At 64.1% G+C, this 21,788-nt stretch carries 35 protein-coding genes; 5 read left to right on the top strand and 30 right to left on the bottom strand.

Annotated features, from left to right (window positions below):
• Positions 1-2: 2 nt before the first annotated feature.
• The 22 genes from rplR to rpsL form a co-directional block, all read right to left on the bottom strand.
• Positions 3-362, bottom strand: a complete 360-nt coding sequence (rplR, locus tag HHL13_RS11560; protein ID WP_169555806.1) for a 50S ribosomal protein L18 — start codon at positions 360-362, stop codon at positions 3-5.
• Entirely contained in the window at positions 362-895 is a 534-nt protein-coding gene (gene rplF, locus HHL13_RS11565) for a 50S ribosomal protein L6 (protein WP_169555807.1), read from the bottom strand. The genes rplR and rplF overlap by 1 nt, the downstream gene beginning before the upstream one ends.
• The gene (gene rpsH, locus HHL13_RS11570; protein WP_169555808.1) at positions 895-1,290 is read right to left on the bottom strand and encodes a 30S ribosomal protein S8; all 396 of its coding nucleotides are present in this window, start codon (positions 1,288-1,290) and stop codon (positions 895-897) included. The genes rplF and rpsH overlap by 1 nt, the downstream gene beginning before the upstream one ends.
• 9 nt (positions 1,291-1,299) lie before the next feature.
• Positions 1,300-1,605, bottom strand: coding sequence for a 30S ribosomal protein S14 (gene rpsN / locus HHL13_RS11575; protein WP_169555809.1), 306 nt, complete (start codon positions 1,603-1,605; stop codon positions 1,300-1,302).
• Positions 1,606-1,624: 19 nt separating this feature from the next.
• On the bottom strand, positions 1,625-2,206 hold the full coding sequence (gene rplE, locus HHL13_RS11580; RefSeq protein ID WP_169555810.1) for a 50S ribosomal protein L5: 582 nt from the start codon (positions 2,204-2,206) through the stop codon (positions 1,625-1,627).
• Entirely contained in the window at positions 2,199-2,516 is a 318-nt protein-coding gene (rplX, locus tag HHL13_RS11585; protein ID WP_169555811.1) for a 50S ribosomal protein L24, read from the bottom strand. The genes rplE and rplX overlap by 8 nt, the downstream gene beginning before the upstream one ends.
• A 1-nt stretch (position 2,517) precedes the next feature.
• A complete protein-coding gene (gene rplN / locus HHL13_RS11590; protein ID WP_169555812.1) occupies positions 2,518-2,886 on the bottom strand; it encodes a 50S ribosomal protein L14 in 369 nt (122 codons plus the stop codon).
• 96 nt (positions 2,887-2,982) lie between these two features.
• Positions 2,983-3,249, bottom strand: a complete 267-nt coding sequence (gene rpsQ / locus HHL13_RS11595) for a 30S ribosomal protein S17 (protein WP_169555813.1) — start codon at positions 3,247-3,249, stop codon at positions 2,983-2,985.
• Positions 3,250-3,259: 10 nt separating this feature from the next.
• Entirely contained in the window at positions 3,260-3,463 is a 204-nt protein-coding gene (rpmC, locus tag HHL13_RS11600) for a 50S ribosomal protein L29 (protein WP_169555814.1), read from the bottom strand.
• Position 3,464: 1 nt separating this feature from the next.
• Positions 3,465-3,899: a 50S ribosomal protein L16 gene (gene rplP, locus HHL13_RS11605; protein WP_169555815.1), complete on the bottom strand. Its 435-nt coding sequence runs from the start codon at positions 3,897-3,899 to the stop codon at positions 3,465-3,467.
• A gap of 12 nt (positions 3,900-3,911) precedes the next feature.
• On the bottom strand, positions 3,912-4,619 hold the full coding sequence (rpsC, locus tag HHL13_RS11610) for a 30S ribosomal protein S3 (RefSeq protein WP_169555816.1): 708 nt from the start codon (positions 4,617-4,619) through the stop codon (positions 3,912-3,914).
• Position 4,620: 1 nt separating this feature from the next.
• Positions 4,621-5,001, bottom strand: a complete 381-nt coding sequence (gene rplV / locus HHL13_RS11615; protein WP_169555817.1) for a 50S ribosomal protein L22 — start codon at positions 4,999-5,001, stop codon at positions 4,621-4,623.
• On the bottom strand, positions 5,001-5,276 hold the full coding sequence (rpsS, locus tag HHL13_RS11620) for a 30S ribosomal protein S19 (protein ID WP_029936458.1): 276 nt from the start codon (positions 5,274-5,276) through the stop codon (positions 5,001-5,003). The genes rplV and rpsS overlap by 1 nt, the downstream gene beginning before the upstream one ends.
• Positions 5,277-5,282: 6 nt before the next feature.
• Positions 5,283-6,134 carry a 50S ribosomal protein L2 gene (gene rplB / locus HHL13_RS11625; RefSeq protein WP_169555818.1) on the bottom strand — a complete coding sequence of 284 codons (852 nt, stop codon included), beginning with the start codon at positions 6,132-6,134 and terminating at the stop codon, positions 5,283-5,285.
• Positions 6,134-6,454: a 50S ribosomal protein L23 gene (locus HHL13_RS11630; protein WP_169555819.1), complete on the bottom strand. Its 321-nt coding sequence runs from the start codon at positions 6,452-6,454 to the stop codon at positions 6,134-6,136. Before HHL13_RS11630 ends, rplB begins: the two co-directional genes overlap by 1 nt.
• Positions 6,447-7,073 (bottom strand): 50S ribosomal protein L4, encoded by a 627-nt coding sequence (rplD, locus tag HHL13_RS11635; protein WP_169555820.1) that lies wholly within the window; start codon positions 7,071-7,073, stop codon positions 6,447-6,449. The genes HHL13_RS11630 and rplD overlap by 8 nt, the downstream gene beginning before the upstream one ends.
• A 2-nt stretch (positions 7,074-7,075) precedes the next feature.
• On the bottom strand, positions 7,076-7,834 hold the full coding sequence (gene rplC, locus HHL13_RS11640; RefSeq protein WP_169555821.1) for a 50S ribosomal protein L3: 759 nt from the start codon (positions 7,832-7,834) through the stop codon (positions 7,076-7,078).
• Between the two features lie 376 nt (positions 7,835-8,210).
• Positions 8,211-8,522, bottom strand: a complete 312-nt coding sequence (gene rpsJ / locus HHL13_RS11645) for a 30S ribosomal protein S10 (RefSeq protein WP_169555822.1) — start codon at positions 8,520-8,522, stop codon at positions 8,211-8,213.
• 148 nt (positions 8,523-8,670) lie between these two features.
• On the bottom strand, positions 8,671-9,867 hold the full coding sequence (tuf, locus tag HHL13_RS11650; protein WP_169555823.1) for an elongation factor Tu: 1,197 nt from the start codon (positions 9,865-9,867) through the stop codon (positions 8,671-8,673).
• Between the two features lie 130 nt (positions 9,868-9,997).
• Positions 9,998-12,094, bottom strand: coding sequence for an elongation factor G (fusA, locus tag HHL13_RS11655; RefSeq protein ID WP_169555824.1), 2,097 nt, complete (start codon positions 12,092-12,094; stop codon positions 9,998-10,000).
• A 93-nt stretch (positions 12,095-12,187) separates the two neighbouring features.
• Positions 12,188-12,658: a 30S ribosomal protein S7 gene (gene rpsG, locus HHL13_RS11660; protein WP_169555825.1), complete on the bottom strand. Its 471-nt coding sequence runs from the start codon at positions 12,656-12,658 to the stop codon at positions 12,188-12,190.
• Positions 12,659-12,716: 58 nt separating this feature from the next.
• Positions 12,717-13,088, bottom strand: coding sequence for a 30S ribosomal protein S12 (gene rpsL / locus HHL13_RS11665; protein ID WP_029936467.1), 372 nt, complete (start codon positions 13,086-13,088; stop codon positions 12,717-12,719).
• A 295-nt stretch (positions 13,089-13,383) separates the two neighbouring features.
• Between rpsL and HHL13_RS11670 the strand changes: the two genes are divergently transcribed.
• From HHL13_RS11670 to HHL13_RS11680, 3 genes are all read left to right on the top strand, one after another.
• Positions 13,384-13,914 carry a TlpA disulfide reductase family protein gene (locus HHL13_RS11670; RefSeq protein WP_169555826.1) on the top strand — a complete coding sequence of 177 codons (531 nt, stop codon included), beginning with the start codon at positions 13,384-13,386 and terminating at the stop codon, positions 13,912-13,914.
• 87 nt (positions 13,915-14,001) lie between these two features.
• Positions 14,002-14,640 (top strand): hypothetical protein, encoded by a 639-nt coding sequence (locus HHL13_RS11675; RefSeq protein ID WP_169555827.1) that lies wholly within the window; start codon positions 14,002-14,004, stop codon positions 14,638-14,640.
• A complete protein-coding gene (locus HHL13_RS11680) occupies positions 14,627-15,139 on the top strand; it encodes a polymer-forming cytoskeletal protein (RefSeq protein ID WP_169555828.1) in 513 nt (170 codons plus the stop codon). Before HHL13_RS11675 ends, HHL13_RS11680 begins: the two co-directional genes overlap by 14 nt.
• Before the next feature lie 69 nt (positions 15,140-15,208).
• On the opposite strand, the gene HHL13_RS11685 is transcribed toward HHL13_RS11680, so the two are convergent.
• The 3 genes from HHL13_RS11685 to HHL13_RS11695 all read right to left on the bottom strand — a co-directional run bounded on the left by HHL13_RS11685 (position 15,209) and on the right by HHL13_RS11695 (position 17,019).
• Positions 15,209-15,796: a DUF4142 domain-containing protein gene (locus HHL13_RS11685; RefSeq protein ID WP_169555829.1), complete on the bottom strand. Its 588-nt coding sequence runs from the start codon at positions 15,794-15,796 to the stop codon at positions 15,209-15,211.
• 70 nt (positions 15,797-15,866) lie between these two features.
• A complete protein-coding gene (locus tag HHL13_RS11690; RefSeq protein WP_169555830.1) occupies positions 15,867-16,520 on the bottom strand; it encodes a hypothetical protein in 654 nt (217 codons plus the stop codon).
• Positions 16,521-16,566: 46 nt separating this feature from the next.
• Complete coding sequence (locus HHL13_RS11695) at positions 16,567-17,019, bottom strand: MAPEG family protein (protein WP_169555831.1); 453 nt, start codon at positions 17,017-17,019, stop codon at positions 16,567-16,569.
• Positions 17,020-17,074: 55 nt separating this feature from the next.
• On the opposite strand from HHL13_RS11695, the gene HHL13_RS11700 reads away from it, so the two are divergent.
• A complete protein-coding gene (locus HHL13_RS11700) occupies positions 17,075-17,539 on the top strand; it encodes a GFA family protein (RefSeq protein WP_346775544.1) in 465 nt (154 codons plus the stop codon).
• A 306-nt stretch (positions 17,540-17,845) separates the two neighbouring features.
• Positions 17,846-18,664: a lectin ESA-2 gene (locus HHL13_RS11705; RefSeq protein WP_169555833.1), complete on the top strand. Its 819-nt coding sequence runs from the start codon at positions 17,846-17,848 to the stop codon at positions 18,662-18,664.
• A gap of 73 nt (positions 18,665-18,737) precedes the next feature.
• On the opposite strand, the gene HHL13_RS11710 is transcribed toward HHL13_RS11705, so the two are convergent.
• From HHL13_RS11710 to HHL13_RS11730, 5 genes are read right to left on the bottom strand one after another with little or no spacing between them, the layout of a single operon-like run.
• Entirely contained in the window at positions 18,738-19,277 is a 540-nt protein-coding gene (locus HHL13_RS11710; RefSeq protein ID WP_169555834.1) for a hypothetical protein, read from the bottom strand.
• Between the two features lie 53 nt (positions 19,278-19,330).
• Positions 19,331-20,728: a dihydrolipoyl dehydrogenase gene (gene lpdA / locus HHL13_RS11715; RefSeq protein WP_169555835.1), complete on the bottom strand. Its 1,398-nt coding sequence runs from the start codon at positions 20,726-20,728 to the stop codon at positions 19,331-19,333.
• Entirely contained in the window at positions 20,721-21,146 is a 426-nt protein-coding gene (locus HHL13_RS11720; RefSeq protein WP_169555836.1) for a hypothetical protein, read from the bottom strand. Before HHL13_RS11720 ends, lpdA begins: the two co-directional genes overlap by 8 nt.
• The gene (locus tag HHL13_RS11725; RefSeq protein WP_169555837.1) at positions 21,143-21,556 is read right to left on the bottom strand and encodes an acyl-CoA thioesterase; all 414 of its coding nucleotides are present in this window, start codon (positions 21,554-21,556) and stop codon (positions 21,143-21,145) included. Before HHL13_RS11725 ends, HHL13_RS11720 begins: the two co-directional genes overlap by 4 nt.
• Positions 21,549-21,779, bottom strand: coding sequence for a hypothetical protein (locus tag HHL13_RS11730; RefSeq protein ID WP_169555838.1), 231 nt, complete (start codon positions 21,777-21,779; stop codon positions 21,549-21,551). The genes HHL13_RS11725 and HHL13_RS11730 overlap by 8 nt, the downstream gene beginning before the upstream one ends.
• Positions 21,780-21,788 lie beyond the last annotated feature (9 nt).

Here is a 21,788-nt window from a genome sequence, read left to right on the forward strand (position 1 = left end):
TCTTAGAACTCCAGTCCGCTCTCACGAGCGGCATCGGCCAGCGCCTTGACGCGGCCATGATAGAGGAAGCCACCGCGATCGAAGACGACCTGGGTGACGCCGGCCTTCTTCGCGGCTTCCGCCACGCGCTTGCCGACTTCCTGCGCCGCCGCGATGGTCGCGCCGGTCGCCTTGCCCTTGACGTCCTTGTCGATGGTCGAGGCCGACGCGAGCGTCTTGCCTTCGGCGTCGTCGATCACCTGGGCATAGATGTGCTTGCCCGAACGGTGCACCGAGAGGCGCGCGCGGCCACCAGCACGCGCACGAAGCGCGGTACGGTTGCGGCGGCGCCGCTTCTCGAAGAGAGAGAGACCCTTGGTCATTACTTCTTCTTCCCTTCCTTGCGGAAGATATACTCGCCGTCATACTTGATGCCCTTGCCCTTGTAGGGCTCGGGCTTCCGCCAACGGCGAATCTCGGCCGCGATCTGGCCGACCTTCTGCTTGTCGATTCCGGAGATCTCGACCGTGGTCTGATCCGGGGTCTTGATCTCGATGCCTTCCGGCACGTCGATGTCCACGTCGTGCGAATAGCCGAGCTGAAGCTTCAGCTTCTTGCCCTGCGAGTTCGCGCGGTAGCCGACGCCGGTGATCAGGAGCTTCTTGGTGAAGCCCTCGGTCACGCCGGTCACCAGGTTCTGGACCATCGTGCGCTGCATGCCCCAGAAGGCACGCGCCGACTTGCTGTCGTTGGCCGGCTTCACCAGGATGCCGCCATCGTCCAGCGTATAGCTGATCTCGTCGCGAAGCGTGAGCGAGAGGGCGCCCTTCGGGCCCTTCACGTTCAGCACGCCGCCGTCGATCGTCGCGGTCACGCCGCTCGGGATCGAAATCGGCTTCTTGCCAATGCGGCTCATCAGAACACCTCCGCCAGCACTTCGCCGCCGACATTCTGCTCGCGCGCTTCCGCGTCGGACAGAACGCCCTTGGGCGTCGAGACGATCGTGATGCCGAGGCCGTTGCGAACGCGCGGCAGTTCCTGCGAACCGCTGTACACGCGACGGCCGGGCTTCGAGATGCGCGCGACGTGCTTGATCGCCGGCTGACCCTCGAAATACTTCAGCTCGATGCGGATGCCGGCCGCGGGGCCCATCTGCTCGTCGCTGTAGCCACGGATATAGCCCTCACGCTGGAGGACGTCGAGAACCCGCGCACGAAGCTTCGACGCCGGAGTCAGGACGGAGTCCTTCCGGGCGCGCTGGCCGTTGCGGATGCGGGTGAGCATATCACCCAGGGGATCGGTCAATGCCATCTCTAGTCCTTACCAGCTCGACTTGGTGACGCCGGGGATCAGTCCCTTGTTGGACAGATCGCGCAGCATCACGCGGGCGAGACGGAACTTGCGGTAATAACCGCGCGGGCGGCCGGTGAGCTCGCACCGGTTACGGATGCGGGTCGGGTTCCCGTTGCGGGGAATCTCGGCCATGCGCAGCCGTGCGATCAGGCGCTCGGTCTCATCGAGCGACTGGTCCTTCGCCATTGCCTTGAGCTTCGCGTAACGGCCGGCATACTTCTTCACCAGCTTCTTGCGCTTCTCGTTCTTATTGATCGAACTCAGTTTCGCCATGACTTAAGCTCTCTTTCCCTTACGCTGCCTGCTTCGCTTCACCGTCCGCGAGCGGGAACGGGAAGCCGAAGAGACGGAGAAGCTCGCGAGCCTCGTCGTCGGTCTTAGCGGTGGTGGTCACGATGATATCCATGCCGCGCACCTTGTCGATGCGGTCATAGTTGATCTCGGGGAACACGATCTGTTCCTTGATGCCCATGGCATAGTTGCCACGGCCGTCGAACGAATCCGGGTTCACGCCACGGAAATCGCGGATGCGGGGCATCGCGATGGTGATCAGGCGATCGAGGAATTCGTACATGCGCTCGCGGCGAAGGGTAACCTTGCAACCGATCGGCATGCCTTCACGCAGCTTGAACTGCGCGATCGACTTCTTCGCCTTGGTGACGACAGGCTTCTGGCCGGCGATCAGCTCCATTTCCTGGGCTGCCTGCTCGACCTTCTTCTTGTCCTGCGTGGCTTCGCCAACGCCCATGTTCAGCACGATCTTGGAGATCTTCGGGATCTCCATGACGTTCTTGTAGCCGAACTTCTCGGTCATCGCCTTGACGATTTCCGCGTCGTACTTGGACCGCATGCGCGGCGTATATGCGTCAGCCATTGATGGCCTCCCCGGTCTTCACGGCGACACGAACCTTCTTGCCGTCGCGGGTCTCGAAACGGACGCGCGTGGCCTTGCCATCGGCGGTCACGTGAGCGACCTTCGAGACATGCATCGGCGCGGGCGAGCGCTTCAGGCCACCCTGCGGGTCGCCCTGGCTCGGCTTGGTGTGACGGACGTGGACATTGATGCCCTCGACCACGACCTTGCCTTCTTTCGGCAGGGCCTGGATCACGTCGCCGGTCCGGCCCTTGTCCTTGCCGGACAGGACGATGACGCGGTCACCCTTCTTGATCTTGGCGGCGGCCATTTTACAGCACCTCCGGCGCGAGCGAAATGATCTTCATGAAGCCCTTGTTGCGCAGCTCGCGCACCACCGGCCCGAAGATACGGGTGCCGATCGGCTCCTCGTTCTTGTTGACCAGCACCGCGGCATTGCCGTCGAAGCGGATCACCGAGCCATCGGCGCGGCGGATGTCCTTCGCGGTGCGGACGATGACGGCGCGGTGCACGTCACCCTTCTTCACCTTACCGCGGGGCTGTGCTTCCTTGATGCTGACGACGATGATGTCGCCAACACCGGCCACGCGGCGCTTCGAGCCGCCCAGCACCTTGATGCACTGCACCCGCTTCGCGCCGCTGTTGTCAGCGACGTCGAGATTGGACTGCATCTGGATCATCGATCCGGTTCCTTCTCTCTTGGCCTACCGGGACCAGCCTTTTTAGCTCTGGCCCGGGGGTTCCACTAAAACACGGTCCCGAGGGACCGGATGGCTTCAGGCGTCGGCCTTGGCGGGCGTCGCGTGGGTGTTCACCCGATCGATCACCTTCCAGGTCTTCAGCTTCGACATCGGTGCGGTCTCTTCGATCCGCACGGTCTCGCCGGCCTTGTATTCATTGCCCTCGTCATGGGCGTGATACTTCTTCGAGCGACGGATGATCTTGCCGTAGAGCGGGTGCTTGACCTTGCGCTCCACGAGAACCACGACCGTCTTGTCGCCCTTGTCGGAAACCACGTTCCCGGTCAGCACGCGCTTCGGCATGTCGAATTCCTTACTTCGCCGACGAGCGCGAGCGCTCGTTCTGCAGCGTCTTGATACGGGCGATGTCGCGGCGCACTTCGCGCACGCGGCTCGGCTTCTCGAGCTGGCTCGTCGCAGCCTGGAAACGGAGGTTGAACGCCTCGCGCTTCAGGTTGCCGAGTTCCTCGGTCAGCTGATCTTCGGTCTTCGCCCGAAAGTCGGTAGCCTTGCTCATCTTACATCACTCCCAGGTGCGACGTGTCGCCGAGGCGAGCAACGACCTTCACCTTGATCGGCAGCTTCATCGCCGCGCGGCTGAACGCCTCCGCTGCGAGCGGGCCGGGAACGCCGTCCAGCTCGAACAGGATGCGGCCCGGCTTGACGCGAGCGGCCCAATATTCCGGTGCACCCTTGCCCGAGCCCATGCGGACTTCGGCCGGCTTGCCCGTGACGGGAAGGTCCGGGAAGATGCGGATCCAGAGACGGCCCTGGCGCTTGATGTGGCGCGTGATCGCGCGGCGAGCCGCTTCGATCTGACGTGCGGTGATCCGCTCCGGCTCCAGCGCCTTCAGGCCGTACGACCCGAAGTTCAGCGAGGTACCACCCTTGGCGTCGCCGTGGATGCGTCCCTTGAACTGCTTGCGGTGCGCGAACTTCTTCGGCTGCAACATTGCTCTGTTTCCTTAGCGGCGTTCTTCGCGCGCCGGGCGCACGCCGGAGGTCTGAGCCTCCAGATTGAGACGGTCGGTCGCCATCGGATCGTGGCCGAGAATCTCGCCCTTGAAGATCCAGACCTTCACGCCGCACACGCCATAGGCGGTGTGGGCTTCGGCCTCGGCATGGTCGATGTTCGCGCGCAGCGTGTGCAGCGGAACGCGGCCTTCGCGGTACCATTCCGAACGAGCGATCTCGGCGCCGCCGAGACGGCCGCCGCAGTTGATCCGGATGCCTTCGGCGCCCAGACGCATCGCCGACTGCACCGCACGCTTCATGGCGCGGCGGAAAGCGATACGACGCTCGAGCTGCTCGGCAATGCCCTGCGCGACGAGCTTGGCGTCGACTTCAGGCTTGCGGATCTCGACGATGTTCAACGACACGTCCGAAGCGGTCATCGTGCCGAGCTTCTTGCGAAGCTTCTCGATGTCCGCGCCCTTCTTGCCGATGATGACGCCCGGACGGGCGGCATAGATCGAAATGCGGCACAGCTTGGCCGGACGCTCGATGACAACCTTCGAGATCGCGGCCTGGGGCAGCGTCTTGAGGATGTACTTGCGGATCTTCAGATCCTCGAGGAGGAGGCGGCCATAGTCGGCGCCTTCCGCGAACCAGCGGCTGTCCCAGGTCCGGTTGATCTGGAGACGCAGACCGATCGGGTTGCTCTTGTGACCCATCTTAAGCCTCTTCTTCCTGCTCGCGGACGACGATGCGAAGGCGCGAGAACGGCTTCAGGATGCGGGTGGACTTGCCACGGCCGCGGGTCGCGAAGCGCTTCATCGTGATCGACTTGCCGACCGACGCCTCGGCGACGACAAGCGCGTCGACGTCGAGGTTGTGATTGTTTTCCGCATTGGCGATCGCCGAAGCGAGCACCTTGCGCGCGTCAACCGCCATCGCCTTCTTCGAGAAAGCGAGGATGTTCATCGCGTCGCCGACCTTGCGGTTGCGGATCAGCGCGGCCACCAGGTTGAGCTTCTGAGCCGAACCACGGATCTGCGTGGCCACGGCGAGCGCTTCCTTGTCGCCAACGCGGCGCGGAGCTGCAGGCTTAGACATCAGCGCTTACCCTTCTTGTCGGCGGCGTGGCCCGGGAAGAAGCGGGTCGGCGCGAATTCGCCGAGCTTCATGCCGACCATGTCTTCGTTGACCGAAACCGGCACGAACTTGCGGCCATTATAGACGCTGAACGTCAGGCCGACGAAGTCGGGCAGGATCGTCGAGCGGCGCGACCAGGTCTTGATCGGCGCACGCGCGTTGGTCTCCTGAGCGGTCTGCGCCTTCTTCAGGAGGTGGAGGTCCACGAACGGACCTTTCCAGACGGAACGAGCCATGAGCGGTTAGCCCTTCTTCTTGGCGTGACGCGAACGGATGATCATCTTGTCCGTCGCCTTGTTGTGGCGGGTGCGCGCACCCTTGGTCGGCTTGCCCCACGGGGTAACCGGATGACGGCCACCCGAGGTCCGGCCTTCACCACCGCCGTGCGGATGGTCGACCGGGTTCTTGGCGACGCCGCGGGTCAGCGGGCGGATGCCCTTCCAACGGTTGCGGCCGGCCTTGCCCAGATTGGTGTTCTGGTTGTCCGGGTTCGAAACCGCACCGACGGTGCCCATGCAGTTCGAGTGGATGTAGCGCTGCTCGCCCGAGTTCAGGCGAACGATCACCATGCCGCGGTCACGGCCGACGACCTGCACATAGGTGCCGGCCGAACGTGCGATCTGACCGCCCTTGCCCGGCTTCATCTCCACATTGTGGACGATGGTACCGACCGGCATCGAGCCCAGCTCCATCGCGTTGCCCGGCTTCACGTCGGTCTTCTTGCCGGCGATCACCTTGTCGCCGACGGCGAGGCGCTGCGGCGCGATGATGTACGCGACGTTGGCCTTGCCTTCCGGCGTGTCACCATAGTTGATGAGCGCGATGAAAGCGGTGCGGTTGGGATCGTACTCGATCCGCTCCACGGTGCCTTCGACGTCCCACAGGCGACGCTTGAAGTCGATGATGCGATAGCGCTGCTTGTGACCGCCAGCGATACCGCGCGAGGTCACATGACCCTTGTTGTTGCGGCCACCGGTCTTGCGCTTGCCTTCGGTCAGCGCCTTGATCGGGCCACCCTTGTGAAGACCGGAACGGTCGATCAGGATGAGCGCGCGACGCGACGGCGACGTCGGGTTGTAATTCTTGAGTGCCATTACGAGTTGACCCCCGCAGTAACGTCGATCTGATCGCCTTCGGCGAGCGTCACGATGGCCTTCTTGATGTCAGACCGGGTGTAGGGCTTGCCCTTCCACTTCTTGGTCTTGCCCTTCTGGACGATCGTGTTGACGCCAGTGACCTTGACCGAGAACAGCGCCTCGACGGCAGCCTTGATCTCGGGCTTGGTGGCATCGCCAGCGACCCGGAACACAACGGCGTTGTGCTCCGAAACCATGGTCGACTTCTCGGTGATGTGCGGCGCGACAATCACGTCATAGTGACGGTTGTCGATCGCGGCTGCCTGCTTCTTAGCCATTGAAGCGCGCCTCCAGCTTTTCGACGGCAGCGCGGGTCAGGACCAGCGTGTCGTGCTTCAGGATGTCATAGACGTTGGCGCCGATGGCCGGCAGCACGTTGACCGTGTGCAGGTTGCCGGCGGCCAGCGCGAAGTTGGTCTCGACTGCATCGCCGTCGATCACCAGGGTCTTGCCGACGCCGAGCTTGGTGAAGCTCTCGGTCAGCGCCTTGGTCTTCGCGTCGATCGCCAGATTGTCCAGGACGATCAGCGAACCGGCCTTGGCGTGGCTCGACAGCGCCATGCGCAGGCCGAGCGCGCGAACCTTCTTGTTCAGGCCCGGGTTGAAGTCACGGACGCGAGCGCCGTGAGCCTTACCACCGCCGATGAACACCGGAGCGCGGCGATCGCCGTGACGAGCCGTACCGCCGCCCTTCTGGCGACCGAACTTCTTGCCCGAACGGGCGACATCGGCGCGCTCGCGAGTGCCGCGCGCAGTGGCGCGACGCTTCTCGAGCTGCCAGGTGACGACGCGGTGAAGGATGTCCGCGCGCGGCTCGACGGCGAACACGTCGTCGTTGAGCTCGAGCTCGGCGCCCTTGGCCGCCTTGCCGTCGAGGGTCTGTACCTTGACCTTCACGTTCAGCCCTCCTGGCCTTCGGTCGCCTCGGGAGCCTCGGCCACATCGGCCGGGGTTTCCGCAGGGGCGGTGTCGTTGTTGTTGGCGACGGCCTTCAGGCCGGCGGGGAACGGTGCGTCCGCATGGCGGTCGACCTTCACGGCGTCCTTGACGAACAGCCAGCCGCCCTTCGAGCCAGGGACCGAGCCCTTGACGAAGATCAGGCCGCGCTCGACGTCGGTGCCGACGATTTCGAGGTTCTGCTGGGTGCGGTTCTTGTCGCCCATGTGGCCGGCCATCTTCTTGTTCTTGAAGACCTTGCCCGGATCCTGGCGCTGACCGGTCGAACCGAGAGAGCGATGCGAGACCGAAACACCGTGGGTGGCGCGCAGACCGCCGAAGCCCCAGCGCTTCATGCCGCCCTGGAAGCCCTTGCCCTGGGTCTTGCCCTGGATGTCGACGAACTGGCCGGCGACATAGTGGTCGGCCGAGATTTCGGCGCCCACTTCGAGCAGACCATCGGCATCGACGCGGAATTCCGCGAGGATCGCCTTGGGTTCGACTTCAGCCTTGCCGAAGACACCGCGCTGCGGCTTGGCGACATTCTTGGCCTTGGCCGTTCCGGCACCGAGCTGCACTGCGACGTAACCGTCGCGCGCTTCAGTCTTCTGACCGACGACCTGAACGCCCTCGAGCGAAAGGACGGTGACCGGCACATGGCGGCCGTCGTCCTTAAACAAGCGGGTCATCCCCATTTTCTTAACGATCACGCCAGTGCGCATGACCAAGCACTCCTACGAACAGAGGCCCCCTCGGAACGATTTCCGCGGGGGCATGCTTCAGCCCTGTAATTGCGATGCGTGCCCCGTCCCGGGCTGGTGCCCCCGCCGAAGCGGAGGCGTGACGGGGGACGCAGACCCGGGCAAGCCCGGCGGTATCCCTATCTCGTTGAGGTCTTACCCTCTGGAGCCTTGCGTTGGACCTTCGAAAAGATCCGGTCGAGGCACCTGCGCTCACCCTTGCGGGGAGTGCGAATCTCTTTGGAGGCGCGCTAATATGTCAGCGGCGCTTCCATGTCCACCCCTGTCTGGCCTTCCCTTGCGGGGATGCGGCAGAAGGAGAAAACCCCCGCTTCCGCGGGGGCTTCGACAAACCGGCTTATGCCAGCTTGATCTCGACATCGACGCCGGCGGCGAGGTCCAGCTTCATCAGCGCGTCGACCGTCTGCGGGGTCGGCTGAACGATATCCAGCATCCGCTTGTAGGTGCGCGTCTCGAACTGCTCGCGCGACTTCTTGTCGATGTGCGGGCCGCGGTTGACGGTGAACTTGTCGACGTGAGTCGGAAGGGGGATCGGACCACGGATCAGGGCGCCGGTGCGGCGCGCGGTGTCGGCGATGTCGCCGGCAGCCTGGTCGAGCACTCGATGATCGAACGCCTTCAGGCGAATACGGATATTCTGGGTTTCCATGGGTCCTGCCAATGCGAAAGAGCGGGCCTCGTTAGACGAGACTCTTGCTGTTCAAATACTCAACGGAGGCGGGCCATTGCCCGATTCTCCACAAAAAAGCAACCGCCCGGCACTCCTTTTCGGAAGTGCCGGGCGGCTGTGTTTTTGCTTACTTCTCGATCGAACCGACGACGCCGGCGCCGACGGTGCGGCCGCCTTCGCGGATCGTGAAGCGCTGACCGACGTCCATGGCGATCGGCGCGATGAGCGTGACGCCCAGCGCGACTTCGTCGCCCGGCATGACCATTTCGGTGCCCTCAGGCAGCTTGATCGTGCCGGTCACGTCGGTCGTGCGGAAGTAGAACTGCGGACGATAGTTCGCGAAGAACGGCGTGTGACGGCCGCCCTCGTCCTTCGACAGCACGTACACCGACGACTGGAATTCGGTGTGCGGCTTGATCGAACCCGGCTTGGCCAGAACCTGACCACGCTCGACTTCGTCACGGCCAACGCCGCGGATCAGCGCGCCGATGTTGTCGCCTGCCTGGCCCTGATCGAGCAGCTTGCGGAACATTTCGACGCCCGTGACGGTGGTCTTGCGGACGGCTTCCTGGATGCCGACGATTTCGACTTCTTCGCCAACCTTGACGACGCCGGTCTCGACGCGGCCGGTCACCACGGTGCCGCGGCCCGAGATCGAGAACACGTCTTCGATCGGCATCATGAACGGCTTGTCCAGCGGACGCTCCGGCTGCGGGATCGACTCGTCGACAGCGGCCATGAGCGCGAGGATCGCGTCCTTGCCGAGCTTGTCGTCCGAACCCGAAAGGGCGGCGGTCGCCGAACCACGGATGATCGGAATGTTGTCGCCGTCGAACTCGCGCTTGCTGAGCTCTTCACGGATTTCCATTTCGACCAGCTCGAGGATTTCCTCGTCGTCGACCAGATCGACCTTGTTCAGGAACACGACCATCGTCGGCACGCCGACCTGGCGAGCGAGCAGGATGTGCTCCTTGGTCTGCGGCATCGGGCCGTCGGTGGCGGCGACCACGAGGATCGCGCCGTCCATCTGCGCTGCGCCGGTGATCATGTTCTTCACATAGTCGGCGTGGCCCGGGCAATCGACGTGCGCATAGTGACGCGCGTCGGTCTCATACTCGACGTGTGCGGTCGAGATGGTGATGCCGCGCTCGCGCTCTTCCGGAGCCTTGTCGATGTTGGCGAAGTCGACGGCCGCGTTGCCCGCGACGTTCTCTGCCAGGATCTTCGTGATCGCGGCGGTCAGCGACGTCTTGCCATGGTCGACGTGACCGATGGTGCCGATGTTGAGATGCGGCTTGTTCCGCTCGAACTTTGCTTTTGCCATGATTTCCTACCTTCTGGATCAATTCCGCGCCGCTGAGGGGAATCGCGAACGCGGCCCCATAACGACTGATTTCAACTAACGCCAGCCCGGAGCGGCCAAAGCCGCTCCCGAACCGGTTAAGCCAGCCCGATCAGGCCAGCTTCGCCTTCACTTCGTCGGCCACGTTCTGCGGCACTTCGTCGTAATGGCTGAACTGCATGCTGTACTGCGCGCGGCCCTGCGTGAACGAGCGGAGCGCATTCACATAGCCGAACATGTTCGCCAGCGGGACCATTGCCTCCACCGTCTGCGCGTTGCCGCGCGTGTCGGTGCCCTGGATCTGGCCACGGCGGCTGTTCATGTCGCCGATGACGTCGCCCAGATAGTCTTCCGGGGTGACGACTTCGACCTTCATGACCGGCTCGAGCAGCGTGATGCCCGACTTCTGAGCCGCTTCGCGCATTGCGCCGCGAGCACAGATTTCGAACGCCAGCGCCGACGAGTCGACGTCGTGGTACGCGCCGTCATACAGCAGGACTTCGAAGTCGATGATCGGGAAGCCGACCAGCGAACCGGTTTCCGCGGTCTCGCGGAAGCCCTTCTCGATCGCGGGGATATATTCCTTCGGAATGTTACCGCCCTTGATCTCGTCCTTGAAGACGAAGCCCGAACCGCGCTCACCCGGAGTCAGCTTGACCTTCACGCGGCCGAACTGACCGGTGCCGCCCGACTGCTTCTTGTGGGTGTAGTCGATGTCGACCGGCTTCTTGAGGTACTCGCGATACGCAACCTGCGGCGCGCCGACATTCGCCTCGACCTTGAACTCGCGCTTCATGCGGTCGACCAGGATCTCGAGATGGAGCTCGCCCATGCCTTTGATGATGGTCTGGCCGCTTTCGGCGTCCGAGGTCACGCGGAACGACGGATCTTCGCGTGCCAGGCGATTCAGGGCGACGCCCATCTTCTCCTGGTCGGCCTTGGTCTTCGGCTCCACCGACAGCTCGATCACGGGCTCGGGGAATTCCATGCGCTCAAGGATGATCGGCGAGCTGATCGCGCACAGCGTATCGCCCGTCGTCGTGTCCTTGAGGCCCGCCAGAGCGACGATGTCGCCGGCATAGGCCACCTGGATGTCCTCGCGCTCGTTCGCATGCATCAGCAGCATGCGGCCGATCTTTTCCTTCTTGTCCTTGACCGAGTTCGTGACCTGCGATGCGGTCTCGAGCTTGCCCGAATAGATGCGGGCGAAGGTCAGGGTGCCGACGAACGGATCGTTCATGATCTTGAACGCCAGCGCCGAGAACGGCGCTTCGTCCGAAGACGGACGCTCGTCCGGGGTCTCGCCGTCGAGCAGCACGCCCTTGATCGCCGGAACGTCGAGCGGGCTCGGCAGATAGTCGACCACGGCGTCGAGCAGGGGCTGAACGCCCTTGTTCTTGAACGCCGAGCCGCAAACCACCGGCACGAACGCCATCGACAGCGTACCCTTGCGGATCAGCTTCTTCAGGTCGGCGACCGAAGGCTCGTTGCCCTCGAGATACGCTTCCATCAGGTCGTCGTCCTGCTCGACGGCCATTTCGATCAGCTCGCTGCGGTACTTGGCGGCCTTGTCCGCCATGTCCTCAGGGATGTCCTGATATTCGAACTTCGCGCCCAGCGACTCTTCGAGCCAGATGATCGCGCGGTTCTCGACCAGGTCGACCAGACCCTTGAAGCCGCCTTCGATGCCGATCGGGAGATACAGCACGGCCGGGCGCGCGCCGAGGCGCTCGATGATCGAGTTGACGCAGAAATAGAAGTCGGCGCCGGTGCGGTCGAGCTTGTTGACGAAGCACATGCGCGGCACGCCGTACTTGTCGGCCTGACGCCACACGGTTTCCGACTGCGGCTCGACGCCGGCAACGCCGTCGAAGCAAGCCACGGCACCGTCGAGCACGCGCAGCGAACGCTCGACTTCGATGGTGAAGTCGACGTGGCCGGGGGTGTCGATGATGTTGATCAGGTGCTCTTCGCCCTTGCCTTCGGCGGCGCGCCACTTGCACGTCGTTGCGGCGGACGTGATCGTGATCCCGCGCTCCTGCTCCTGCTCCATCCAGTCCATCGTCGCGGTGCCTTCATGCACTTCGCCGATCTTGTAGGACTTGCCGGTGTAGTAGAGGATGCGCTCGGTCGTCGTCGTCTTGCCGGCGTCGATGTGCGCCATGATGCCGATATTACGATAGCGGTCGAGCGGATGGCTGCGGGCCATGATCGTGGTTCCTTAAGGGTATGGGGAGCCGCCAGAAGCGACTCCCCGGAATATAGGTACGATTGTTACCGGCGAAAGACCGGCAACCAGCCCTTACCAGCGGTAGTGGCTGAACGCGCGGTTGGCTTCCGCCATACGGTGCGTGTCTTCGCGCTTCTTCACCGCGTTGCCGCGATTGTTCGAAGCGTCGAGCAGTTCGCCCGACAGGCGAGCCGACATGGTGTGCTCGCTGCGGTTGCGCGCCGAAGTGATCAGCCAGCGGATGGCGAGCGCCTGTGCACGCTCCGGACGAACTTCGACCGGAACCTGGTAGGTGGCGCCACCGACACGGCGGCTGCGGACTTCGATGCCCGGCTTGATGTTGTTGAGCGCGTCATGGAACACGCCGATCGGCTCGCGCTTGGCGCGCTGCTCGACGGTTTCGAGCGCCGAATAGACGATCGCTTCGGCGACGGACTTCTTGCCGTCCAGCATCACCGAATTCATGAACTTCGACAGAACCTCATCACCATAAACGGGATCAGGCAGGATTTCCCGCTTCTCGGGGCGACGACGACGTGCCATCTTTGAATTCCTTCTAAAACTTCAGCCGATCCGGAACCTGTCCGGGGCTTACTTTGGCTTACTTAGGACGCTTGGCGCCGTACTTCGAACGCGACTGGCGGCGATCCTTGACACCCTGCGTATCGAGCACGCCGCGCAGGACGTGGTAACGAACGCCGGGAAGATCGCGAACGCGGCCGCCGCGGATCAGCACGACCGAGTGCTCCTGAAGGTTGTGACCTTCGCCCGGGATGTAGCTGATGACTTCGCGCTGGTTGGTCAGGCGGACCTTGGCAACCTTGCGGAGCGCCGAGTTCGGCTTCTTCGGGGTCGTCGTATAGACGCGGGTGCAAACGCCGCGCTTCTGCGGGTTCTGCTCCATCGCAGGGACCTTGCTCTTGGCCTTCTGCGGTTCGCGGCCCTTGCGGACCAGCTGGTTGATCGTTGGCATGAAGCCCTTCACCTTTTTAGTTACCGGCAAGGCCGGCGGTTACTTTGCTGGAGCCCAGACTCTACAGAATACGAAAAGGCCCCGGGTGTCCTTGACCCCCCGGGCCATTGCGTCTCCAGCAACGTTCAGCTCTTGCCCCACGAGAATCGGGCGCCGGCAAACCGGGCCCTCGCGGGACGCGGGGCCTATAACGATGGCGGGGTAACCGGTCAATGGGCCGGAGCGCCGCGCGTTGACAGCCCGTCATGGCCGGGCCAGCATCGGCCTTTGCGTGGATTTGGGGGCAAATTCCATCATGTTATTGCTTGTACGTATGGCGCTGGCCGCGATCGCGGTCCCGGCACCCCCGGGATTCGCACCGGTTCCCGATACTGCGCCGTCCGCGAAGAAGGTCGTGGTTGGCCAGCCCGCCCCCGAATTCACCCTCAAGACCTTCGCGCGGGAGGAAATCAGCCTCTCCAGCATGCGCGGGCAGGTCGTGGTCCTCAATCTCTGGGCGACCTGGTGCGTGCCTTGCCGGCGCGAGATGCCGATGATGGACAGCTATTTCCGGAGGAACCGCAGCCGCGGCCTGCGCATATTCGCGGTGGCGACGGAGGATTCGGTTCCGCCGTTCCGGCTGAAAGCCGTGTCGGATGCGCTGGCCTTTCCGCTGGTCCTCCGCCTGCGCGGCGCGCAGTACCAGCCGCTCGACGGCGTGCCGACCAACTATATCATCGATCGGCGCGGCATCGTCCGCTACGCCGCGTCCGGCGCGTTCGACCATGCGGAATTCGACGCGATCCTGAAGCCCCTGCTCGACGAGGCTCCGCCGCCCGCGCCATAGGCGCCGCAAATAACCGGCGCCGCATCAAGCGCAAATAACCGGCGCCGCATCAAGGGAGTGGCAATACCTGCGCGCTAGACTGGCGCGATGCACGCCTGGTCCTTCTCGGTCGCCACCCCCGCTCGCCGCCTCGACATGGCGCGCCGCATGTTCGTGCGTCACCGCGCGATCCTCGCCGCACTGGGCGGGCTGGCCGCCACGCTGACGCTGGGCTGGTCGGGCGGCGCACCCCTGCCCCGTATCGATTCGGCGGTGCTCAGCGCGCTGATGACGATCGCCGGCGTGGGCGCATTGGCATGGCATTTCGCGCGACTCACCATCCTGCCGCTGGCCGATCCGCGCCTCGCCGCACTGATCCCGGCGCTGACCGCCGCGATTCTCGCGCCCGGCATGGGCATGGGCGCGCTGCTCGCGCCCGCGATTCTCTCCTTCTGGGCCGCATGGCGATGCCCGGAACAACGTCTGGTCGCGCTAATGGTGCAATGCGGCGCACTGGCCACGATCGCCTTCGATATGGTTAACGCGGCCGCCGCCTGTTCGTTAACCGTAATGATGCTTGGAATCGCGTGGTTTTCGGCTGCTAAGTCCCTGTCAAGGGCTGCAAATGACAATCCCTCTATGGAACGGACCATATCCAATAACCTCATGCCGGGCGCACTCGCCTGTGATAACAAAGTCACAGACTCGATTCCGGGGAAGTGGGGAGTATCAAATGTTCAACAATAATCGTGGTCGCGACCGTGACGAACGCCCGGCAATGCCGCCGGCACCGCCTCAGCAGAGCAGCGGCAGCAGCGCGAAGCGCGGCATGTTTTCGGTGATCGGGCCGGACGTGATCGTCGCGGGCAACATCACCGCCACCGCCGATCTGCACATCGACGGCCGCGTCGAAGGCGATGTGAACTGCGGTTCGCTCGCACAGGGCGCAGAAAGCCAGATCTTCGGCAGCGTCACCGCCGAGGCGGCCCGGATCGCGGGGGCGATCGAGGGCACCGTGCGCGTCAAGCAGCTCACCGTCGAGCGTAGCGCGAAGATCACCGGCGATGTCGAATATGAAAACATCACCATCGAGAATGGCGGCAATATCGATGGCCGCCTGAAGCATATGAGCCTGATTCAGGCCCAGGCCGCAGCCGCTCCGGTCGCGCCGCGCCCGGTCGAGGTTGCGCCGGTTGCGACCACGTCGCCCTTCGGCGTTTCGGCGGCGAACGAACAGGCCGCCTGAACGCCCGATCCGGGCTGAAAGAAAGCGAGGCGCGGTCCGGCAGGGACCGCGCCTCGTTCCGTTTCAGGCCTACATTCCCTGAATCTTCTCCAGATGCGCCTGGACCACGGATGCGGTGCTCGACGCGAACGATTTGAGCTCCGGCACGTCCCCGGTCGCGGCATAGCCTTCCATCGCAGCCAGCGCCTTCTGGTGCGCGGCGATCTGCTGGGTGCGATACAGCGTGTCGAACTCCGTCCCACTCGCCTTGCGCAGCGCCTCGAGATTGGCGGTCTGCTCGGCGTCGAGCGTCGCGTCGGGCACGATCGCGGGCGTCGCCTTGCCTGCCGCGGTCTTCAGGTCCGCAGTCGATTTGGTGTGATGCTCGACCATCATCTTGCCGAAGTCCTTCAGCGCCGGGCTCGTCGCCTTTTCGCTCGCCAGCTTGCCGGCGGCGATCTCATAGGCGTCGGTCGAAGCCGCGGCGTTGGCGAAGCCCATCCCGGTCATCGCGGGCGTGGCAATGGCGGTATTGTCGGTGCCGTTGGGCGTATCGGTGACGATCTCGGTCGTCGCACCCTGATTGGTCACGGTGGTGCTGGTGTCGGTATTGCCGCCGCAGCCGGCGAGCAGCGCCAGCGCAGGCAGCGTGAGTGCAAATGTCGTATAGCGTTTCATGGCCGTCCTCCTGTTGCGCGCCCAACGAAGCGGCGGCCCGAGACGTTCCAATGAAACTCAGGGACTTAGGTTAGAGCCCCTTGCGTCCAAAGCCCGTGCGGACAGCGGCGCGCGGCGCCTCTGTCGCGCCAGAGGCCTTCTTCGCCAGATAGTTTGCGAGCGCCGCGTCAGCGTCGAACGACGTTGGTGCCAGCGCTTCGCTCTCGGGTACGCTGCGCTGCTGCCGCCCTCCCGAATACCGCGCACCCGTCGCATTCAGGGCGCGTGCGAATTCATCGTAGCGCGCCTCGTGCAGCTCGGTCGTGCCCAGCGCCAGCTTCGCGGTCGAGCTGCCGAAGGCGTCGCCCGAGCGATAGAGGATGACGAGTTCCCACGCCTTGTGCTTGCCCCAGCCGTTCAGCCGGATCTCGGCATTGCCGAAGTCCGCCCAGGCGATTCGCCGCGAACGCCACCAGGTGGTGATCACCAGACCGTCCGGAAGCGCCTCCACCGCCTTGCGATCGCCGACCATGATCAGCGCGCCGCGCCACGCGACGCACAGGCAAAGCAGCACCAGCAGCGGAGCCAGGACCGCATGACCGAAGCCCGTCGCGAACAACCTTGCGCGGCGGATCTCGGCGACGCTTTCCGGATTGAGGAACACCCACAGGAAGACTGCGGCGGTCAGTCCGCACAGGATGGTCATCGTCAGCAACTTCGTCTGACTGTATCGCAGCGTTTCCACGGACCGCACCCCACAGTTTTTCACGGTGGAGGATGCTGCATCCGGCCTAAGGAGCGGTTAAGGGTGCCAGGGTTTTCGCCACGCCCAGCATGTCGACGAAGAATCCGATCCACATCGCCGATAGCACCACGCACGAAGCGAGATAGATGAGGAAACGCGGCGGAATCTTCTGCACGACAATCTGGATGAAGCTGTGCAGCGCACGCAGCGCGACAAAGGCCCAGGCCAGCGCCACCTGCGCCGCGCTTGCCTGATTGGTGAACATCAGCAGCGGCACCAGCGCGAAGAACAACACCGGCATCTCGAACAGATTGACGAAATTGTTCGCGGGCATCTCGGCTGGCTGGAAGTAGCGCTTGGCCGCATCGCCGCTCGCGAAATTCTCCGCCGTGGGCGGCTGGCGCTTCATCAGCGCGAACCGCTGGACATAGAGCACGAACCACACGGCATGAATCAGCGCGACCATCGCGAATGTCGGCCACAGGATCGCAATAAACATGAAACCCCTCCCCTTTTTGTGCGATCATCCTGACCGAGCCGGAGGAGGAAAGCGAGTGTCCGATTTGAAGCTGCCGATCGAGGGCGAGTGCCGCTGCGGCAAGGTGCGCATCCGGATCAGCGCACCGCCGATGCTGACGATGGCGTGCCATTGCACCGGCTGCCAGAGGATGAGCGCCAGCGCCTTTTCGCTCAGCGTCGCGATCCCCTCGGCGGGGTTCGAAGTGATCGCGGGCGAGACCGTGATCGGCGGCCTGCACGGCGACATGTCGAAGCACCACCATTGCGACTGGTGCAAGAGCTGGATGTTCACCCGGATCGAGCCCGACATGGGCTTCGTCAATGTCCGCCCGACGATGCTGGAAGATACCGGCTGGTTCACGCCCTTCATCGAAACCTATACCAGCGAGAAGCTGCCCTGGGTGACGACCCCTGCGGAGCACAGCTTCGCGACATTTCCGGAAATGTCCGCCTATGGGGACCTGATCGCCGGGTTCGCTCGCACGAAAGCGACAGGATAACGATTGAATGAATTCGACATTTTAAGTCGGATTAAGAACTAACGTATCGTCAATTTCCGATGCTGTTCTAATTATTGTTCCGAAACGGACTCGTTAACCCTCGACTCCATCGGAGTCATTGGGGAAATATCTATTCACGCTATTTGATATTTCGAGTCGAAAAGCTCGAACAATGATCGGATATCGCGGGTCCAATTACGAAGAGCGTTCGAATATATTTCGAAACCGCCTTTTCCGGCGCGCCATACTTCGCGCCGGAACGATGACGCGTGCGAGTTCGGATCAACAAGATGACAGGAGCGGATCATGGCAGTCTATAATATCCAGAACCAATGGGGCGGCAGCTCGGCGCCGTGGAACGAAGGCGGCGTCTTCAACATCGGCAATCGCGGCAGCCAGTTGCCCGTGGCGCTGTCGCTGACCTCGCCCGACAATGGCCAGAGCTTCACCGGCACGATGACCTATCAGGGCGAAGGCCCGATCGGCTGCCGCGCGACCTTCGTCACCACCAACTGCTATCAGGTCGAAAACCAGTGGGGCGGCGACAGCGCGCCGTGGCACGATGCCGGCCTGTTCCTGCTCGGCGCGCGTCAGGGACAGAACGCCGTCGCGTTCGAACTGTCATCCGTCGACAACGGCCAGACGCTTGAAGGCACCATGACCTATTCGGGCGAAGGTCCGATCGGTGTGAGGGGCGCGCTGTCCGAAGGGCAGGCGTTCGACGCCACCAACCAGTGGGGCGGCAATTCGGCCCCGTGGAACCAGGGCGGCCTGTGGGTGCTGGGATGCCGCGCCAACCAGCCGGTGGTCGCGATCGACGTGACCAGCGACGACAACGGCCAGACGCTGAACGGCACCATGACCTATTTCAACGAAGGCCCGATCGGCTTCGCCGCCACGCGGATCATGGCCAATACCTATGCGGTGCAGAACCAGTGGGGCGGCAACGACGCGCCCTGGCATCCCGGCGGCAACTGGGTGATCGGATGCCGCGGCGATCAGGGCGTGGTCGCGGTCAACGTCACCGGCGGCGGCGGCCTGAGCGGCACGATGACCTATAACGGCGAAGGCCCGATCGGCCTGAACCTCGAGCTCGCCAGCGCGAACGCAACCGCGGACGCCTGAGCCCCCCGGGGCCGGCCGGGCGCGCTCCCATGCGCCCGGCCGGTTCCACCCGTGGCTGCCGCGCAGCCTCCGGTCAGTGTAATTCGCCGTCGCGGTGGAGGGTCAACGCGCGGTCGACTGCGCGCGCAAAGCGGCAGGTGCGAAAGAGTCCGCCCTCGATCGCCGTTGCCGCAATCTTCGGGCGGCTGCCCTGCCCGCGAAGATACAGCGCCAGCTCCGCGTACATCTTCGGCGGTGCGAACGGGATCCGGCGGCTGACATAGCGCCGCTCCACCTTCACGCGATCGATCTCATGCCATGACAGGTGGGCGGTACGATCGGGAAAGCGGTACATGGCGATGCCACGTGGCGTGATCGCGAACGCGGGTCTCCGCGTCAGCACCTGCGCCACCCGGCTCACGCAAAATGGCAGGCCGAACCCGGCTGCCGCCAATCCGAGCAGGACGCCCCCGGCGCCATTCCCCGCGGACATCCACTCGCCGCGCCGGCGCCCGATCGCCTGATCGGGATCGACATGGAAGCTGTAGATGAGCCACAGCCCCATCCCGGCAATGATGCCGGCGAACACAAAGCCGGCAGTCGCACGCGGCATTGAAAACCACAGCCGCGTCACCGGGGATCGAATCCCGGCTTCGCGAAGCCGGTCCTCGATCCTCTCGCCGTCCCTCAAATGTGCAGTGCCCGTCCGTAAGCGCTCAGCACCGCTTCGTGCATCGTCTCGCTGATCGTCGGGTGCGGAAACACCGTTTCCATCAGTTCGGCTTCGGTTGTCTCCAGCGTCTTGCCGATGGTGTAGCCCTGGATCAGCTCGGTCACTTCCGCGCCGATCATGTGCGCGCCCAGCAGTTCGCCGGTCTTCGCGTCGAACACGGTCTTCACAAAGCCTTCCGGCTCGCCCAGCGCGATCGCCTTGCCGTTGCCGATGAAGGGGAAGTTGCCGACCTTCACGTCATAGCCTGCTTCCTTCGCCTTGGCTTCGGTCAGGCCGACGCTGGCGATCTGCGGGTGGCAATAGGTGCAGCCCGGGATGTTGCGCGGGTCCATCGCGTGCGGATGCTTGCCGGCGATCGCCTCGACCGCGATCACGCCTTCGTGGCTCGCCTTGTGCGCCAGCCAGGGCGGCTGGGTCACGTCGCCGATGGCGTAGAGGCCGTCGACACTGGTCTTGCACGCGCCATCGGTGACGATGTGGCCGCGCTCGGTCTTCACGCCCAGCGCTTCCAGGCCCAGATCCTCGGTGTTCGGCACGATGCCGATGGCGACGATCACATGGCTGAACTCGGACGTGGTGACCTTGCCGTCCTTGTCCTTGATCGCGGCGGTCACGCCCTTGTCGGTCACGTCGAGCTTGTCGACGCCCGCCTTGGTCAGGATCGTCATGCCCTGCTTCTTCAGCGCCTTTTCGAGATGCGCGGAGATATCGGCATCCTCGACCGGCACGATCCGGTCGAGCATTTCGACGACGGTCACGTCCGAGCCCATATCGTTGTAGAAGCTGGCGAACTCGATCCCGATCGCGCCCGAACCGATGACCAGCAGCTTGCTCGGCATCTCGGTCGGCGTCATCGCGTGGCGATAGGTCCACACGCGCTTGCCGTCGGCCTTGGCGAAGGGCAGGTCGCGGGCGCGCGCGCCGGTCGCGACGATGATGTTCTTCGCGGTCAGCTCGGTCGCCTTGCCGTCCTTGTCGGTGACGGTCAGCTTGCCCTTTCCGGTCAGCTTACCGCTGCCCATGTGGACCGCGATCTTGTTCTTCTTCATCAGGTGCGTGACGCCCTGATTGAGCTGCTTGGCCACGCCGCGCGAGCGCTTGACCACCGCGTCGAGATCGGCGGTGATCTTCTCCGCGGCCAGCCCGTAATCCTTGGCGTGCTGCATATAGTGGAAGATCTCGGCCGAGCGCAGCAGCGCCTTGGTCGGGATGCAGCCCCAGTTGAGGCAGATGCCGCCCAGCAGCTCGCGCTCGACGATCGCGGTCTTCAGGCCCAGCTGGCTCGCGCGGATCGCCGCGACATAGCCGCCCGGTCCCGATCCCAGCACGATCACGTCATATGCTTCAGCCATTGCCTGCGATTCCCATAGATGAAAGGGCCCAGCCCGAAATTCCCCATACCGCGCCCCACAGCGCGCCGATCAGAAACGCCGCGCCCAGCCGGTGCGCGGCTTCGCTCAGCCCGCGGCTCGACATGCTCCGCCACTGGGTCAGCACCGTGCCGAGCACGACCGCGGCGCTGCCGACGATGATCGGGCGCAGCGTCAGGATCGGCCGGAACGCCATGTCCGCCCAGTCGCCTTCGAAGGGCAGGAAGATCGCGACGGTGACGATCGCGAACGCCGGATAGATGGGCACCAGCAGCGCGATATCGGTTCCGGTCACCTTCAGCCGCTGGCCGAATGCGAGCGCCAGCCAGGGCGTGGCCAGCAGCAGCGCAACCAGCAGGCCCTGCAGCACCACGAAGTGCAGCGACGGATAGCCGATCATGCGCGCATGTCTCCAAGGCCGGAGACCGGACGCGGATTGCGCGCCTCGTCGATCGCGACGAAGGTGAAACAGGCTTGAGTCACTTTGTGCATCACTTCCTCATCGCGATGGCGGCGCCACGCCTCGACATCGATCTGCATCGAGGTCCGCCCGGTCTTCACCAGCTCGGCATAGACCGACACTTCGTCGCCGACCGAAACCGGCAGATGGAATTGCATCCCCTCCACCGCGATCGTCACTGCGCGGCCGTGCGAATGGCGCGACGCGATCGAGCCGGCGGCGAGATCCATCTGGCTCATCAGCCAGCCGCCGAAAATGTCGCCATAGGGATTGGCGTCGGCCGGCATCGCGATCACGCGGACGGTGGGCGCACGCGAGGGCGGCGCGGAAACGGGAACCGGTTCACCCATCGCTTTCGGCCCTGTCTTGGTTGCGATCCAGCGCGGCGCGATCCTCGACCAGCGCACGGCGGACCGGGCCGATGCCCATCACCACCACCGCGGCCATCATCACATAAGCGACCAGCCAGATATCGTCGCGCCCGAGCGGATAGGCCCATGCCGACAGCGCAGCGATCAGCAGCGCGGCGAACAGGCCGACCACGATATGGAGCACTTCGATCAGAACGCGCATGGCGTTTGG

The sequence above is a fragment of the Sphingomonas sp. G-3-2-10 genome, from assembly GCF_012927115.1.
GTDB lineage: Bacteria > Pseudomonadota > Alphaproteobacteria > Sphingomonadales > Sphingomonadaceae > Sphingomonas.

What these genes read in the sequence shown, in the direction of transcription:
- rplR (WP_169555806.1), bottom strand. Translation starts at nt 362, where the DNA reads ATGACCAAGGGTCTCTCTCTCTTCGAGAAGCGGCGCCGCCGCAACCGT.
- rplF (WP_169555807.1), bottom strand. Translation starts at nt 895, where the DNA reads ATGAGCCGCATTGGCAAGAAGCCGATTTCGATCCCGAGCGGCGTGACC.
- rpsH (WP_169555808.1), bottom strand. Translation starts at nt 1,290, where the DNA reads ATGGCATTGACCGATCCCCTGGGTGATATGCTCACCCGCATCCGCAAC.
- rpsN (WP_169555809.1), bottom strand. Translation starts at nt 1,605, where the DNA reads ATGGCGAAACTGAGTTCGATCAATAAGAACGAGAAGCGCAAGAAGCTG.
- rplE (WP_169555810.1), bottom strand. Translation starts at nt 2,206, where the DNA reads ATGGCTGACGCATATACGCCGCGCATGCGGTCCAAGTACGACGCGGAA.
- rplX (WP_169555811.1), bottom strand. Translation starts at nt 2,516, where the DNA reads ATGGCCGCCGCCAAGATCAAGAAGGGTGACCGCGTCATCGTCCTGTCC.
- rplN (WP_169555812.1), bottom strand. Translation starts at nt 2,886, where the DNA reads ATGATCCAGATGCAGTCCAATCTCGACGTCGCTGACAACAGCGGCGCG.
- rpsQ (WP_169555813.1), bottom strand. Translation starts at nt 3,249, where the DNA reads ATGCCGAAGCGCGTGCTGACCGGGAACGTGGTTTCCGACAAGGGCGAC.
- rpmC (WP_169555814.1), bottom strand. Translation starts at nt 3,463, where the DNA reads ATGAGCAAGGCTACCGACTTTCGGGCGAAGACCGAAGATCAGCTGACC.
- rplP (WP_169555815.1), bottom strand. Translation starts at nt 3,899, where the DNA reads ATGTTGCAGCCGAAGAAGTTCGCGCACCGCAAGCAGTTCAAGGGACGC.
- rpsC (WP_169555816.1), bottom strand. Translation starts at nt 4,619, where the DNA reads ATGGGTCACAAGAGCAACCCGATCGGTCTGCGTCTCCAGATCAACCGG.
- rplV (WP_169555817.1), bottom strand. Translation starts at nt 5,001, where the DNA reads ATGTCTAAGCCTGCAGCTCCGCGCCGCGTTGGCGACAAGGAAGCGCTC.
- rpsS (WP_029936458.1), bottom strand. Translation starts at nt 5,276, where the DNA reads ATGGCTCGTTCCGTCTGGAAAGGTCCGTTCGTGGACCTCCACCTCCTG.
- rplB (WP_169555818.1), bottom strand. Translation starts at nt 6,134, where the DNA reads ATGGCACTCAAGAATTACAACCCGACGTCGCCGTCGCGTCGCGCGCTC.
- HHL13_RS11630 (WP_169555819.1), bottom strand. Translation starts at nt 6,454, where the DNA reads ATGGCTAAGAAGCAGGCAGCCGCGATCGACAACCGTCACTATGACGTG.
- rplC (WP_169555821.1), bottom strand. Translation starts at nt 7,834, where the DNA reads ATGCGCACTGGCGTGATCGTTAAGAAAATGGGGATGACCCGCTTGTTT.
- rpsJ (WP_169555822.1), bottom strand. Translation starts at nt 8,522, where the DNA reads ATGGAAACCCAGAATATCCGTATTCGCCTGAAGGCGTTCGATCATCGA.
- tuf (WP_169555823.1), bottom strand. Translation starts at nt 9,867, where the DNA reads ATGGCAAAAGCAAAGTTCGAGCGGAACAAGCCGCATCTCAACATCGGC.
- fusA (WP_169555824.1), bottom strand. Translation starts at nt 12,094, where the DNA reads ATGGCCCGCAGCCATCCGCTCGACCGCTATCGTAATATCGGCATCATG.
- rpsG (WP_169555825.1), bottom strand. Translation starts at nt 12,658, where the DNA reads ATGGCACGTCGTCGTCGCCCCGAGAAGCGGGAAATCCTGCCTGATCCC.
- rpsL (WP_029936467.1), bottom strand. Translation starts at nt 13,088, where the DNA reads ATGCCAACGATCAACCAGCTGGTCCGCAAGGGCCGCGAACCGCAGAAG.
- HHL13_RS11670 (WP_169555826.1), top strand. Translation starts at nt 13,384, where the DNA reads ATGTTATTGCTTGTACGTATGGCGCTGGCCGCGATCGCGGTCCCGGCA.
- HHL13_RS11675 (WP_169555827.1), top strand. Translation starts at nt 14,002, where the DNA reads ATGCACGCCTGGTCCTTCTCGGTCGCCACCCCCGCTCGCCGCCTCGAC.
- HHL13_RS11680 (WP_169555828.1), top strand. Translation starts at nt 14,627, where the DNA reads ATGTTCAACAATAATCGTGGTCGCGACCGTGACGAACGCCCGGCAATG.
- HHL13_RS11685 (WP_169555829.1), bottom strand. Translation starts at nt 15,796, where the DNA reads ATGAAACGCTATACGACATTTGCACTCACGCTGCCTGCGCTGGCGCTG.
- HHL13_RS11695 (WP_169555831.1), bottom strand. Translation starts at nt 17,019, where the DNA reads ATGTTTATTGCGATCCTGTGGCCGACATTCGCGATGGTCGCGCTGATT.
- HHL13_RS11705 (WP_169555833.1), top strand. Translation starts at nt 17,846, where the DNA reads ATGGCAGTCTATAATATCCAGAACCAATGGGGCGGCAGCTCGGCGCCG.
- lpdA (WP_169555835.1), bottom strand. Translation starts at nt 20,728, where the DNA reads ATGGCTGAAGCATATGACGTGATCGTGCTGGGATCGGGACCGGGCGGC.
- HHL13_RS11720 (WP_169555836.1), bottom strand. Translation starts at nt 21,146, where the DNA reads ATGATCGGCTATCCGTCGCTGCACTTCGTGGTGCTGCAGGGCCTGCTG.
- HHL13_RS11725 (WP_169555837.1), bottom strand. Translation starts at nt 21,556, where the DNA reads ATGGGTGAACCGGTTCCCGTTTCCGCGCCGCCCTCGCGTGCGCCCACC.
- HHL13_RS11730 (WP_169555838.1), bottom strand. Translation starts at nt 21,779, where the DNA reads ATGCGCGTTCTGATCGAAGTGCTCCATATCGTGGTCGGCCTGTTCGCC.